Genomic DNA, 13,074 nt, shown 5'->3' with positions numbered 1-13,074 from the left:
CGCACGGCCTCACAGTGCGCGGACATCACGACGAGCGGTGCCATCGGGGATGAAGCACGGACGGCCTCAAGGTGAACTCTGGGCGACGCGGCCACGGCCGGTGCGGCGTGCGGACCGGCCGTCCGGGCGCGGCTCGCGGCCGTGACGTGGCGCTTCCGGCGGTGCGCGGGGAGCGGCCCGCCGCCACCGGAGCGCCCGGAACCGACCGGCAAGTCCCCCGAACGGCCGATATGTGCCCTCCGGAATGAACCACCTCTGACGCCACGGTGAACTCTGGGCGACGGGTGTTCGAGCAGACACCCGGACGGCTGGGGAAGTGTCGGACCTGCCGCATAACCTGGAGCCATGAACGTGGACGCGGCCTTCGCCGCAGTGGCAGCGATCGCCGGTCTGGGTACCGGCGTCTTCGCCATGCTGGCGTTCCGCTGGAGCGAGCGGGACCAGGTCAAACCCACCCGCACCTCCCTGCACACCGACGCCGTCCTGCCGCCCGGCGTCGACACCGTCCTCTCCGTCCTCCGCTCCTCCGCCGTCGTGCTCGACGAGTCCGGCGCCGTCGTCAAGGCCAGCTCCGCCGCGTACGCCCTCGGGCTGGTCCGCGGCGGGAAGCTCGCCGTCGAGCCGATGATGCAGATGACCCGCGACACCCGCCGCGACGGCGAGATACGCCAGGTCGAGCTGGATCTGCCGCGCCGCGGCACCGGCCGCGGCGACACCCTCGCGGTCTCCGCCCGGGTCGCCCCGCTCGGCTCCCGGCTGGTACTCCTCCTCGTAGAGGACCTCACCGAGGCCCGCCGTATCGAAGCGGTCCGCCGGGACTTCGTCGCCAACGTCAGCCATGAGCTGAAGACCCCGGTCGGCGCGCTCTCCCTGCTCTCCGAGGCGGTGATGGACGCGAGCGACGACCCCGAGGCCGTCACCCGCTTCGCCGGCCGCATGCAGAACGAGGCCACCCGCCTGACCAACCTCGTCCAGGAGCTGATCGACCTCTCCCGGGTCCAGAACGACGACCCGCTGGAGGACGCCGAGCCGGTGGCGGTCAAGGAGCTGGTCGCCGAGGCGATGGACCGCTGCCGCCAGCCGGCCGGTACGAAACAGATCACCATGGCCTCCAACATGGGCGTCCCCTCCGGCGCCACCGCGGAGAGCGAGGGCCGGCGCCCGCTGCCCGTCCCCGACCTGCACGTCTGGGGCAACCGCGGGCAGCTCGCCGCCGCCCTCGGCAACCTCGTCGAGAACGCCGTCAACTACTCCCCGGCGCACACCCGCGTCGGGATCGCCGCCCGCCGGGTGTCCGCGCCCGGCGGCGACCTGATCGAGATCGCCGTGACCGACCAGGGCATCGGCATCTCCGAGAAGGACCGGGACCGCATCTTCGAGCGGTTCTACCGCGTGGACCCGGCGCGCTCGCGCGCCACCGGCGGGACCGGCCTCGGCCTCGCCATCGTCAAACACGTGGCCGCCTCCCACGGCGGAGAGGTCACGGTGTGGAGCGCTGAGGGACAGGGCTCCACCTTCACCCTGCGTCTCCCGGAAGCCGGCGCCGTACGCGACCGCGAACGGCCCGACGGCCACCCCGCTACGGAGGGCCTCGACGAAGAGGACCGCCCGTACGAGACCTTCAACGATCCACTTCCCGCTCACCCCGCCCCGGAGGTCCTTCCGTGACCCGAGTGCTCGTCGTCGAGGACGAGGAATCGTTCAGCGACGCACTGTCGTACATGCTCCGCAAGGAGGGCTTCGAGGTCGCCATCGCGGCGACGGGCCCCGACGGCCTGGACGAGTTCGAGCGCAACGGCGCCGACCTGGTCCTGCTCGACCTGATGCTGCCGGGCCTGCCCGGCACCGAGGTCTGCCGCCAGCTGCGTGGCCGCTCCAACGTCCCGGTCATCATGGTGACCGCCAAGGACAGCGAGATCGACAAGGTCGTCGGCCTGGAAATAGGAGCCGACGACTACGTCACCAAGCCGTTCTCCTCGCGTGAGCTGGTCGCCCGGATCCGCGCGGTGCTGCGCCGCCGCGGCGAGCCGGAGGAGGTCACCCCGCAGGCGCTGGAGGCCGGCCCGGTCCGCATGGACGTCGACCGCCACGTCGTCACCGTCGGCGGCGGCAAGGTCGACCTGCCCCTCAAGGAGTTCGACCTCCTGGAGATGCTGCTGCGCAACGCCGGCCGCGTGCTGACCCGTATGCAGCTCATCGACCGCGTCTGGGGCGCCGACTACGTGGGCGACACCAAGACGCTGGACGTCCACGTCAAGCGGCTCCGCGCCAAGATCGAGCCGGACCCGGGCGCCCCGCGCTACCTCGTCACCGTCCGAGGCCTGGGCTACAAGTTCGAGCCGTGACCGGGTCCGGCCGCCCTCCGGAGCGGTCGCCGCAACGCCGCTGGGGCGCTCCTTTCCGATCGGAAAGGAGCGCCCCAGCGGCGTTCGTGGTGCGAGCGGGCGGCTCAGTGGCCGGAGTGCGCCTCTTCGCCCTGCCCGCCGGGCTTACCGGACTCGGAGGGCTTGCCGCTCTCGGACGGCTGACCGGCCCCGGTCGGCGTCGTGCCGGGCTGCGGGACGACCTCCGGGCCGTACTCCTTGAAGTAGCTGTTGGCGGGCACGACCAGCGCGGCGATCTGCACCTTGCCGGTCTTGCTGAAGCTGAAGGTCACGTTCTGCGCGTTGCCGTCCTGAACGGCCTCCCGGCCGCTCGCCAGCACCGCCGTAGCGTTGCCCTTGCCACCGATCACCAGCGAACCGCCGGCGGGCACCGTGACGGGGCCCTTGCCGCCCTTCGCCGGGCTCAGCTCGGCGGTCTCGCCGGTGCCGGGCAGGGTGATGGAGTCCAGCTTCTGGTCCTGCGAGCCGTTGTTGAACACCGTCGCGGTGACCGCGGCCGGACCCTTGGCCTTCAGATCGGGCTGGGTGATCACGTTCGCGTTCTGGACCTTGATGTCGCCGACGGCGGTCGCGGCGTTGTCCGGCTTGACCTCCAGCGTCTGGGCGTCGTTCCCGGCGCCGCACGCGGAGAGCGAGGCGACGGAGAGCGTGAGGACGGTGGCGGCGAGGACGCCGCGTCGAAGGCTGCGGCTCACGGCGGCGGCATCTCCTTGGACGAGCTTCGGCGGCCGAACGGCGTCCGGTCGCGGATGGACGGCTGGGGCGGCGCAGCGTACGCGTCACGGTCGACGGGTACGTAAAGCCGCCCTAAGGGTGTGTCAGCGCCGCTAGGTTACCGAGCCGCCTCCGCGCCGCCGCACCCGACCCGCCCCCTGAGCGATCACGGCCCGCCCCGACGCATCGGAACCACCCCTTCCGGATGTGCCTTCCCCGGGGTGTGGCAGCGCATGGTTTGTGACGGGAATATGCACGGCAGGGGTGTTACCGGACCCGGTCGGCCGGATTCCGAGCGCTTCCCCGGCGAAAGAAGTATTCGCCGGGGAAATCGTCCGTCCACGGAATTGATCACCCGGTCGGCACACCACAAGGTGATCAATTCCAGAAACCCGTACGGAAGAACGGCGGAGCCCGAACGGAGTAGCGGAAGTCGCTCATACGGATCGGTGCAAAACGGGCCTTTCGTCCTGCCGGGCAGGGCCTCGCGGTCTCACCGCGGGCATGTTTCCGCCCGTCGGAGAAACGCCTCTCACCTGCGGATACCCGCGTTCCGGGGCCCCGCGCAGCACGGCGCGGCCACTGTTGTCAAGCCCCGAGATATGCCCTGACCTGCGAAAACGCCATTCAGAACGGTCAGTTCCCGTGTTAGCATGGATAGCCACGGAAGGGGTACCTGTCACATGACGTTCAAGGTTGGCGACACCGTGGTCTATCCCCATCACGGGGCCGCGCTGATCGAGGCCATCGAAACTCGCCAGATCAAAGGCGTGGACAAGACCTACTTGGTGCTGAAGGTCGCCCAGGGTGACCTCACGGTTCGCGTACCAGCGGACAATGCGGAGTTCGTCGGTGTGCGCGACGTGGTCGGCCAGGACGGGCTGGACCGGGTCTTCGAGGTGCTCCGCGCACCATACGCAGAAGAGCCCACGAACTGGTCCCGTCGTTACAAGGCGAATCTTGAGAAGCTCGCTTCCGGTGACGTGATCAAGGTCGCCGAAGTGGTGCGTGACCTCTGGCGCCGGGAGCGTGAGCGCGGACTGTCCGCCGGCGAGAAGCGGATGCTCGCCAAGGCGCGCCAGATTCTGGTGAGCGAGCTCGCCCTCGCGGAGAACACCAACGAAGACAAGGCCGAGGCCCTGCTCGACGAGGTCCTCGCGTCCTGACGACGCGCAGACCGCGCCGCAGCGCTCCGTGCGACGACACGGACGGACCGGCGTGGTGAGTGGTGCGCACGACGCGCCGCAGTGATGAGCACGCAGTGATGCCGCGGTGCCCGATGACGATCCGAACCCTTCGGGAGGATCTGTTGCCGGGCGCTGCGGCATATCTGCGCTCCGCACCGCTGCGTCCGAGCGGCCGCTCCCGGGACGGCTGACGCCCGCCGGGCGGCGAAGGTGGTGTGCCGGGCTCGAACGACTGCCTCGACCACTGTCACGGAAGGGGCGGTTGAGGCGTGGCGCCCGGCACGGTGAGGCCATACCCACGTCAGCCGCGATAACAAACCTGTCTGCCTTAATTCCGGGACCTCCCGGACTCCGGAGCCCTCGATGTCAGATCCTTCCCGTCCGCTCCGTACCGCCGCGGTGATCCCCGCGGCCGGTCGCGGTGTCCGTCTCGGGCCGGGTGCCCCCAAGGCGCTGCGCGCGCTCGGCGGTACTCCGATGCTGGTCCACGCGGTCCGCGCGATGGCCGCGTCCCGCGCCGTCTCCCACGTCGTCGTGGTGGCGCCGCCGGACGGCGCGCCCGAGGTGCGTGCCCTTCTCGACGAGCACTCCTTCGGGCGTGCCGAGCTGCTGGTGGTGCCCGGTGGCGAGACCCGCCAGGAGTCGGTGCGCCGCGGGCTCGACGCGCTGCCCGACGGCATCGACGTCGTCCTCGTGCACGACGCGGCGCGGCCGCTGGTGCCTGTCGACACCGTCGACACGGTGATCGCCGCCGTCCGCTCCGGCGCCCCCGCCGTCGTCCCGGCGCTGCCGCTCGCCGACACCGTCAAGCAGGTCGATCCGCGCCCCAAGGGCGAGGCGGAGCCGGTGACCGGTACGCCGGAGCGGGCGTTGCTGCGGGCGGTGCAGACGCCGCAGGGGTTCGACCGGGAGACCCTGCTCAAGGCGCATGACACGGTCGTCGAGGGCGAGGGCGCCACCGACGACGCGGGGCTGGTGGAGCGGCTCGGGGCGCCGGTCGTCGTCGTTCCCGGTCATGAGGAAGCGTTCAAGGTGACCCGGCCGCTGGACCTCGTCCTGGCCGAGGCCGTACTCGCCCGTAGGAGGGCCACTGATGGGTATGTCTGAGCCGGCCGAGCGGTCCGGGGCGGGGGCGGGGAGCCCGGTGGGGCTGCCCGGGATGCCGCTCGTCGGGATCGGCACCGACGTCCACGCCTTCGAGCGGGGGCGGGAGCTGTGGTGCGCGGGGCTGCTGTGGGAGGGCGCCGAGTACGGGCTCGCCGGGCACAGCGACGGCGATGTGGCCGCGCACGCCGCCTGTGACGCGCTGTTCTCCGCCGCCGGGGTCGGTGACCTCGGCGCGCACTTCGGCACCGACCGCCCCGAGTGGTCCGGTGCTTCCGGTGTGACCCTGCTGGCCGAGGCGGCACGCATCGTACGGGCCGAGGGATTCGCCATCGGCAATGTGTCCGTGCAGGTCATCGGCGTGCGCCCGAAGATCGGCAAGCGGCGGGACGAGGCGCAGCGGGCGCTGTCCGCCGCCGTCGGCGCACCGGTCTCGGTCTCCGGGACGACGTCGGACGGGCTCGGCCTCACCGGCCGCGCGGAGGGCCTCGCGGCGGTGGCCACGGCGCTGGTGGTCCGTACGGGGTGAGTCCGGGCCGGCTCGGCCGTCGGCGCGGCGCGGGTCCCGGGCGGGCGCGATGACATGGGGCCCGGCAGGGGCGGTTGCGGCGCCGCGTCGCCGGGCCGGTGCCGCCGTCGGGCGGAGCGGCTCTGGCCGGGTCGGCGTGCGGTGGTCCCGGCCCGTCCGTGGTGTGAGCCCGTAGGGGAGATCCCGGAGACGGGGTCCCCGGGCGGGGTGTGACCCTTACGGGGAGCCCCGGCTTCTCCCTGACAACGGCGGGAATGCCGTTGGACGGCGGGGGGTTGGGGAAGGAACGGAGTGTTCACCGCCGGACCGAGTCCCCAGGAAGGACATGTCGTGGCCGCCACCCTCTCCGACGCCCTCAAGAAGCTCCTCGACACCCCCGTTGTCGTGACCGTCGCCACGATCCAGCCGGACGGTGGTCCGCAGCTCTCCCCGGTCTGGGTGTGGCGGGACGGCGAGGAGCTGCTGATCTCCACCACCCGCGGCCGCCGCAAGGCGCAGAACCTCCGCCGGGACCCCCGCGTCTCCGTGCTCGTCCAGCCGGCCGAAGCACCGGAGACCTACGCCGAGATCCGCGGCACCGCCACCCTCGGCCCCGACGAGGGGCGCCGGCTGCTCGACGAGGTGTCGCGGAAGTACACCGGCAAGGACTTCGCGACGTACGCGCCGGAAGCGGCGGCGGAAGGGCCCGACGAGCGGGTGGTCATACGGATCACGCCGCGGAAGGTGGTCGAGCGCCTCTGACACACGCGGGCGGGGTGCGGTGCCCGTGGCCGGAATCCGCGGGGAGGAGGCAGCGGCGGGCGGCGTCGGATACGGCGGACGATCCGGGGCGGAAGGCGGGAGTGTCACGCTTCGGTGACCGCGGCCCCCGGGGGGCGCGGGGCACTCCCTCGTTCCGACTACCCTGGTTCCGTGACGATTCGCCTGTACGACACCAGCGCCCGGCAGATCCGTGACTTCACCCCGCTCGTGCCGGGCTGTGTCTCGATCTACCTGTGTGGCGCGACGGTGCAGGCTGCGCCGCACATCGGGCACATCAGGTCGGGCCTCAACTTCGACATCATGCGCCGCTGGTTCAGCCACCGCGGCTACGACGTGACGTTCGTACGCAATGTGACCGACATCGACGACAAGATCATCAAGAAGGCCGCCGAGCAGGGCCGCCCGTGGTGGTCGATCGGGTACGCCAACGAGGTCGCCTTCAACGAGGCGTACGACGCGCTCGGCTGCCTGCGGCCGACCTACGAGCCGCGGGCCACCGGCCACATCCCCGAGATGATCGAGATGATGCGCGGCCTCATCGAGCGCGGCCACGCCTACGCCGCCGACGGCAACGTCTACTTCGACGTGCGCTCCTTCCCCGGCTACCTGGAGCTGTCCAACCAGGAGCTGGACAGCCTCCGGCAGCCGTCCGGCGAGGGTGAGACCGGCAAGCGGGACGCGCGGGACTTCGCGATGTGGAAGGCGGCCAAGGAGGGCGAGCCCAGCTGGGAGACGCCGTGGGGCCGGGGCCGTCCCGGCTGGCACCTGGAGTGCTCCGCGATGGCCCACAAGTACCTGGGCAGCGCCTTCGACATCCACGGTGGCGGCGTCGACCTCGTCTTCCCGCACCATGAGAACGAGATCGCGCAGGCGAAGGCGTTCGGTGACGAGTTCGCGGTGTACTGGGCGCACAACGCCTGGGTCACCATGAGCGGCGAGAAGATGTCCAAGTCGCTGGGCAACTCCGTGCTGGTCAGCGAGATGGTCAAGCGGTGGCGCCCGATCGTGCTGCGCTACTACCTCGGCACCCCGCACTACCGCTCGATGATCGAGTACAGCGAGGAGGCGCTGCGCGAGGCCGAGTCGGCGTTCGCGCGGATCGAGGGCTTCGTCCAGCGCGTGGTGGAGAAGGCCGGGACGGTCGAGCCCGCCGCCGAGGTGCCGCCCGCCTTCGCCGAGGCGATGGACGACGACCTGGGCGTCCCGCAGGCGCTGGCGATCGTGCACACCACCGTCCGGCAGGGCAACTCCGCGCTGACCGCCGACGACAAGGAAGCGGCGGTCGCCCGCCTCGCGGAGCTGCGGGCGATGCTCGGTGTGCTCGGCCTCGACCCGCTCGACGAGCAGTGGGCCGGCGGCGGCGCGGAGCGCGGCGAGGACCTGCACGGTGTGGTCGACTCGCTGGTCCGCCTCGTGCTCGACCAGCGGCAGGCCGCCCGGGGGCGGAAGGACTACGCCACCGCCGACGCCATCCGCGATCAGCTCCAGCAGTCCGGCCTCGCCATCGAGGACACTCCGTCGGGCCCGCGCTGGTCGCTGTCGTGACCGGTCCGGGGCGCCGCGCCGCCGAGCTGCCCTGACCTCGCCGCTGGCCACGGCGGCAGCGTCCGCCGTGGCCTCCGGCCGCCGTCCGGATTCGCCCTCCCCGGCGGCCGCGGGCGACACTCAATCCATACGTACGTATCCACTCCACGTCGCGAGACGTCGAGAGCAGTGAAGAAACGGGTGACCCATGGCCGGCAACAGCCAGCGCAGGAACCGCCGCACGTCCAACAAGAAGGGCGCGCAGATGGGCAGCGGCGGCCAGCGGCGCAAGGGCCTCGAAGGCAAGGGCCCGACGCCGCCCGCCTCCGCGCGCAAGGGGCATGTCAAGAACCGCATCGCCAACGCCAAGGCCAAGCACGCCGCCGCCCGGCGTCCCGCCCCGCGGCGCGGGGGCGCGAAGGGCACGGCCGAGCTGGTCGTCGGCCGTAACCCGGTCTTCGAGGCGCTGCGCGACGGCGTGCCCGCGACCACCCTCTACGTCCAGCAGTTCATCGACTCCGACGAGCGGGTCCGCGAGGCGCTCCAGCTCGCCACCCAGCGCGGCGACATCAACCTGATGGAGGCGCCCCGCCCGGAGCTGGACCGGATGACCAACGGCCTCAACCACCAGGGCCTCGTCCTCCAGGTGCCGCCGTACGACTACGCGCACCCCGAGGACCTGGCGGCCGCCGCGTTCGACGACGGCGAGGAGCCGCTGATCGTGGCGCTGGACGGCGTCACCGACCCGCGCAACCTCGGCGCGGTCGTCCGTTCCGTCTGCGCGTTCGGCGGCCACGGTGTGGTCGTGCCGGAGCGCCGGGCGGCCGGGATGACCGCCGGTGCGTGGAAGACCTCGGCGGGCACCGCGGCCCGTACGCCGGTCGCCCGCGCCACCAACCTGACCCGGACGCTGGAGCAGTACCAGAAGGCCGGGCTGATGGTCGTCGGGCTGGCCGCCGACGGCGAGATGGAGCTCCAGGACGTCGAGGCGCTGGACGGCCCGGTCGTGATCGTCGTCGGCAGCGAGGGCAAGGGCCTGTCGCGGCTGGTCGGCGAGACCTGCGACGTGCGGGTGCGGATCCCGATGCCGGGCGGCGCCGAGTCGCTGAACGCCGGTGTCGCCGCCGGTGTCGTCCTGTGGGAGGCGGCGCGCCGCCGCGGCTGAGCGCACCTCGCCGGGCGCCGGGCCCCGGCCCGCGCCCGGCGGCCCCGCCGTCCGCAGTCGCAGGGCAAGGCATGACGCTCCGTGCGACTTCCGGCGATCCTGTGATTTTTTGACGGGTCTCGGACAGATCGGCCAGGTCAAGGCAGTGTCTTAACCGCTCGTCACTCGGTTAGATGAGCGTGGACACCAGAACACCCCGCATGCCTACGGGGGGACGCTCGCCGGGCTTCGATGACGAGCCGCCGCTGAGCGCGGTCAAGGTGCCGTGCGATCCCGCGCAGGTCATCGTCAACCACGCCAGCTTCCGGGTACAGCTCGCCGAGCCCGTCGTGGGCCGGGCCGGGGCCCGCGCCCCCGTCCTCGGCGCGCGGGGCGGCGGCCGCCGGGCGCCCGTGGTGTGGAGCGGCCGCACCGAGCCGGGCGGCTCGTCCGGCGCCACCACCCAGCTCCTGCGCGCCGTCCGCACCTCCGGTATCGGTCTGGACGCCGACGAGAGCGACGACACCGCGGCGACGCAGCTCCTGCCGCGCGTGCCCGACACCGGCCCCACCGTCATCGGCCAGCGCGGCCCCGCCGACGCCGACACCGCACTGCTCCGCCCGGTGCGCCCCGGCGGCCCCCACGACCCGTACGGGCCGCTCGCGGACGGCCGGGAGACGGCGTACGGCGGCGGGCGGGACGAGGCGTACGACGACGCCTACGGGGGTGAGGGCGAGGACCGCTTCGAGGCGCGGGAGAGTTACGACGGCGCCGGGCGGCGCCGGGGCGGCGACAGCGTCCGCCACGCGTACTACCCGGGCCGCCGGATGAATCTCGGCGTCGTCCTGCTGCCGCTGCGGATCTTCCTCGGCCTGATCTCGATCTACGCGGGCATGGGCAAGCTCTGCGACCCCGTCTACTTCGACGGCGGTGAGCGCGGCTCGATGGTGAAGTGGCTGTCGTCGCTCCAGCCGTGGGCGCTCGCCGTCCCGCTGCGTGACTTCGCACTCGGGCACCCGGTGGGCGCCGGGCTGACCGTCGCGTTCCTCCAGGTCGTGGTCGGGGTGCTGACCATCTGCGGGCTGTGGCAGCGGCTCGCCGCGTCGTTCGGCGCGCTGCTCTCCGCGGTGCTGCTGATGACCGTCACCTGGCGCAGCGTCCCGGCGTACGACGCGCCCGACATCATCTATCTCGCCGCCTGGAGCCCGCTGGTCATCGCGGGCGCCCCGGTGTACTCCCTCGACGCCCGGCTGGCGGGTGAGGCGTGGCGGCGGCTCGGTCCCCGCGTCGACGTCGGCGACCTGCGGCGCCGGGTGCTGCGCCGTGGTGCGGCGATGACCGCGGTGATCGCCGGGCTGACGCTGCTGATCGGCTCGGTGCTCGGCGGCGCCGTACGGTCGGCGACGGTCACCTCCGTCCCGCGGCCCGGCGAACCGGCGATCAACAACCTGCCCGGCCGTCCGCTGCCCAGCCCGCACCGGCAGGCGACCCGCCCGCAGCAGACCCGCACCGCCGCCCCGCAGCGCCCCGGTACGCCGCGGCCGGGCGCCGCGCACACCGCGGGGCCGACGGGTACGCCGTCCTCGACCGCGGGCAGCAGCTCCCCGACGGCGGGGGCGACCAGCGGTACGGGGCGGCAGCCCGGGACGGCCGCCACCACCGGCGCTCCGCAGCAGTCCCCCTCGACCGGGGCTCCGTCGACGGCGCCGGCGCAGTCGTCCGGCGGTACGGGCGGCGGAACCACCGGCTCCGGCGACGGCGGCACACCCGACGGCAAGCCGAAGGACCACACCGGAGCCCTGGGCGGCCTGCTGGGCTGACCCCGCCGAGCACCACGAACGGCCCCCGCGGACGGAGCGCATCCGTCCGCGGGGGCCGCTTCCGTGCAGAGGGCGGCCGGGCCGGGAGGGCGCGTCAGGCGTCCGGCAGCCCCCGCAGCCATGCGATCAACAGGCGGTTGACCTCGTCCGGCCGTTCCTGCTGGACCCAGTGGCCGCAGCCGTCCAGCAGGTGGGCGGCGGTGAGGCCCGGGAGGGTGGTGGGGAAGGCGGCGATGGCGTCGGCGAGCCAGGTGGTGGAGGCGTCCTCGGTGCCGCCGATGAAGAGTGACGGCTGGGGGACCGGCGCGCCCTCCAGGTCGGCGGTGGCGGCCCAGTCGCGGTCGGCGTTGCGGTAGCGGTTGAGCGCGCCGGTCAGTCCCGTACGGGTGAACTCGGCGGTGTAGAAGTCGAGTTCGCTCTCGCCGAGCCAGGCGGGGGTGCGGTCGCGGACGAAACGGTCGCTGAGGCGGCCGCCCTCGGGGACGAAGAAGTGGCCGGGGGAGGGCGGCATGGTGTCGCCGGAGAGCGAGGCGTAGAAGCCGGCGAGCCAGGCGCGGATGTCCGGTTCGATCTCCGCCTCGGCGCGGCCCGGCTCCTGGAAGTACCTGACGTAGAACTCTTCGTCGCCGCCGAGCATCGCGAAGACTTCGGACGGCGGGACGGGGCCGCGTGGGGCGTAGGGGACGCTCAGCAGGGCGACGGCGGAGCAGACGTCGGGCCGCAGCAGGGCGGTGTGCGCGGCGATCGGGGAGCCCCAGTCGTGGCCGACGAGGACCGCGTCGCGGGCGCCGAGGGCGCGGATCACGGCGGCGTTGTCGGCGACGTGCGCCGCCATGTCGTACGCCTCGACGGCCGCGGGCCGGGTGGAGCGGCCGTATCCGCGCAGGTCGAGGGCGGCGGCGCGGTAGCCCGCCGCGGCGAGGGCCGGGAGCTGGTGGCGCCAGGAGTACCAGGACTCCGGGAAGCCGTGCAGGAGCAGGACGAGCGGGCCGCTGCCCTGCTCGACGAGGTGGAGACGGCCGCCGGGGGTGTCCACCAGGCGGTGGGTCCACTGCGGTTGCGGTGTAGGTACGGGCTGCGGCATCGGTCCTCCCGGGGACGTCGGTCGCGTCAGGATGCGGCACCCGCCCGGCGGCCCCTGTACCGATTTGCCGTTCCGGCAAATCGGCCGCGCTCAACTCTCCGTCGCGCCAAGCTCCTTGGCGGCTTCGGTGAGGTCCTTGGTGGTGTCGATGGCGCGCCAGTACGCGCCGTGCGGGAGGGGGTAGCCGGCCAGCCGCCGCTCGCGGGCGAGCCGGGGGAAGGTGGTGCGCTCGTGGTCGCCGCGGTCCGGCAGCAGTTCGGTGAAGGCGGCGGAGAAGACGTAGACCCCGGCGTTGATGAGGTATGGCGACGGCGGCGCCTCGATGAAGTCGAGGACATGGCCGAACTCGTCGGTCTCCACCACGCCCCACGGGATCCGCGGCCGGGCCAGCGCGAGGGTGGCCTCCGCGCCGCGTTCCAGGTGGAAGGCGGCCATCTCGGTGAGCGGGAAGCGGGTCCAGATGTCGCCGTTGGTGGCGTACCAGGGCTCGTCCGGGCGGGGCAGTGACGCCGCCGCGTATTTGAGACCGCCGCCGCGGCCGAGAGGTTCGGTCTCGATGACGGTCGTGACGTTCAGCGGGAGGTCGGCCTCGGCCAGCCAGTCCTCCAGGACGTGGGCGAGGTGGCCGCAGGAGACGACCGCGTCGGTGACGCCCTCGGCGGCGAGCCAGGTGAGCTGATGGCCGATGATCGGGGTTCCCGTGCCGGGAATCTCGACCATCGGCTTGGGCCGGTCATCGGTGTACGGCCGCAGGCGCGAGCCCTGGCCACCGGCCAGGACAACGGCCTGCGTCGGATAGGGATACGGGGCGACTGTCATGGT

The 13,074-nt window shown here is 72.7% G+C and carries 12 protein-coding genes; 9 read left to right on the top strand and 3 right to left on the bottom strand.

Features of this window, described 5'->3' with window-relative positions; translation table 11 throughout:
• Positions 1 to 345: 345 nt before the first annotated feature.
• Positions 346 to 1,668 (top strand): two-component system sensor histidine kinase PhoR, encoded by a 1,323-nt coding sequence (phoR, locus tag ACZ4M8_RS10035; RefSeq protein ID WP_467605065.1) that lies wholly within the window; start codon positions 346 to 348, stop codon positions 1,666 to 1,668.
• A 5-nt stretch (positions 1,669 to 1,673) separates the two neighbouring features.
• On the top strand, positions 1,674 to 2,345 hold the full coding sequence (gene phoP, locus ACZ4M8_RS10030; RefSeq protein WP_467605373.1) for a two-component system response regulator PhoP: 672 nt from the start codon (positions 1,674 to 1,676) through the stop codon (positions 2,343 to 2,345).
• A 104-nt stretch (positions 2,346 to 2,449) separates the two neighbouring features.
• Here the strand turns inward: phoP and ACZ4M8_RS10025 are convergent, their stop codons facing one another.
• Positions 2,450 to 3,079 carry a copper chaperone PCu(A)C domain-containing protein gene (locus ACZ4M8_RS10025; RefSeq protein WP_467605064.1) on the bottom strand — a complete coding sequence of 210 codons (630 nt, stop codon included), beginning with the start codon at positions 3,077 to 3,079 and terminating at the stop codon, positions 2,450 to 2,452.
• 702 nt (positions 3,080 to 3,781) lie between these two features.
• Between ACZ4M8_RS10025 and ACZ4M8_RS10020 the strand changes: the two genes are divergently transcribed.
• The 7 genes from ACZ4M8_RS10020 to ACZ4M8_RS09990 all read left to right on the top strand — a co-directional run bounded on the left by ACZ4M8_RS10020 (position 3,782) and on the right by ACZ4M8_RS09990 (position 11,168).
• Entirely contained in the window at positions 3,782 to 4,264 is a 483-nt protein-coding gene (locus ACZ4M8_RS10020) for a CarD family transcriptional regulator (RefSeq protein ID WP_003953493.1), read from the top strand.
• A 384-nt stretch (positions 4,265 to 4,648) separates the two neighbouring features.
• Complete coding sequence (gene ispD, locus ACZ4M8_RS10015; protein WP_467605062.1) at positions 4,649 to 5,392, top strand: 2-C-methyl-D-erythritol 4-phosphate cytidylyltransferase; 744 nt, start codon at positions 4,649 to 4,651, stop codon at positions 5,390 to 5,392.
• Positions 5,385 to 5,918, top strand: a complete 534-nt coding sequence (gene ispF / locus ACZ4M8_RS10010) for a 2-C-methyl-D-erythritol 2,4-cyclodiphosphate synthase (RefSeq protein ID WP_467605371.1) — start codon at positions 5,385 to 5,387, stop codon at positions 5,916 to 5,918. Before ispD ends, ispF begins: the two co-directional genes overlap by 8 nt.
• A 330-nt stretch (positions 5,919 to 6,248) precedes the next feature.
• The gene (locus ACZ4M8_RS10005; protein ID WP_467605061.1) at positions 6,249 to 6,659 is read left to right on the top strand and encodes a PPOX class F420-dependent oxidoreductase; all 411 of its coding nucleotides are present in this window, start codon (positions 6,249 to 6,251) and stop codon (positions 6,657 to 6,659) included.
• Between the two features lie 171 nt (positions 6,660 to 6,830).
• A complete protein-coding gene (cysS, locus tag ACZ4M8_RS10000; protein WP_467605059.1) occupies positions 6,831 to 8,225 on the top strand; it encodes a cysteine--tRNA ligase in 1,395 nt (464 codons plus the stop codon).
• A 187-nt stretch (positions 8,226 to 8,412) separates the two neighbouring features.
• Complete coding sequence (rlmB, locus tag ACZ4M8_RS09995; RefSeq protein WP_467605056.1) at positions 8,413 to 9,369, top strand: 23S rRNA (guanosine(2251)-2'-O)-methyltransferase RlmB; 957 nt, start codon at positions 8,413 to 8,415, stop codon at positions 9,367 to 9,369.
• 200 nt (positions 9,370 to 9,569) lie between these two features.
• Complete coding sequence (locus tag ACZ4M8_RS09990; protein ID WP_467605054.1) at positions 9,570 to 11,168, top strand: DoxX family protein; 1,599 nt, start codon at positions 9,570 to 9,572, stop codon at positions 11,166 to 11,168.
• Between the two features lie 94 nt (positions 11,169 to 11,262).
• Here ACZ4M8_RS09990 and ACZ4M8_RS09985 read toward each other — a convergent pair whose 3' ends face one another.
• Positions 11,263 to 12,252, bottom strand: a complete 990-nt coding sequence (locus ACZ4M8_RS09985) for an alpha/beta fold hydrolase (RefSeq protein ID WP_467605052.1) — start codon at positions 12,250 to 12,252, stop codon at positions 11,263 to 11,265.
• 90 nt (positions 12,253 to 12,342) lie between these two features.
• Positions 12,343 to 13,071, bottom strand: coding sequence for a nucleotidyltransferase family protein (locus ACZ4M8_RS09980; protein WP_467605049.1), 729 nt, complete (start codon positions 13,069 to 13,071; stop codon positions 12,343 to 12,345).
• Between the last annotated feature and the right edge of the window lie 3 nt (positions 13,072 to 13,074).

It is taken from the genome of Streptomyces sp. NPDC027185, from assembly GCF_055567035.1.
Note: the sequence above shows the minus strand (reverse complement) of the source record. Positions and strands in the feature narration are given on the sequence as shown.

What these genes read in the sequence shown, in the direction of transcription:
- ACZ4M8_RS09985 (WP_467605052.1), bottom strand. Translation starts at nt 12,252, where the DNA reads ATGCCGCAGCCCGTACCTACACCGCAACCGCAGTGGACCCACCGCCTG.
- ispF (WP_467605371.1), top strand. Translation starts at nt 5,385, where the DNA reads ATGTCTGAGCCGGCCGAGCGGTCCGGGGCGGGGGCGGGGAGCCCGGTG.
- ACZ4M8_RS09990 (WP_467605054.1), top strand. Translation starts at nt 9,570, where the DNA reads ATGCCTACGGGGGGACGCTCGCCGGGCTTCGATGACGAGCCGCCGCTG.
- ACZ4M8_RS09980 (WP_467605049.1), bottom strand. Translation starts at nt 13,071, where the DNA reads ATGACAGTCGCCCCGTATCCCTATCCGACGCAGGCCGTTGTCCTGGCC.
- ispD (WP_467605062.1), top strand. Translation starts at nt 4,649, where the DNA reads ATGTCAGATCCTTCCCGTCCGCTCCGTACCGCCGCGGTGATCCCCGCG.
- ACZ4M8_RS10020 (WP_003953493.1), top strand. Translation starts at nt 3,782, where the DNA reads ATGACGTTCAAGGTTGGCGACACCGTGGTCTATCCCCATCACGGGGCC.
- phoR (WP_467605065.1), top strand. Translation starts at nt 346, where the DNA reads ATGAACGTGGACGCGGCCTTCGCCGCAGTGGCAGCGATCGCCGGTCTG.
- rlmB (WP_467605056.1), top strand. Translation starts at nt 8,413, where the DNA reads ATGGCCGGCAACAGCCAGCGCAGGAACCGCCGCACGTCCAACAAGAAG.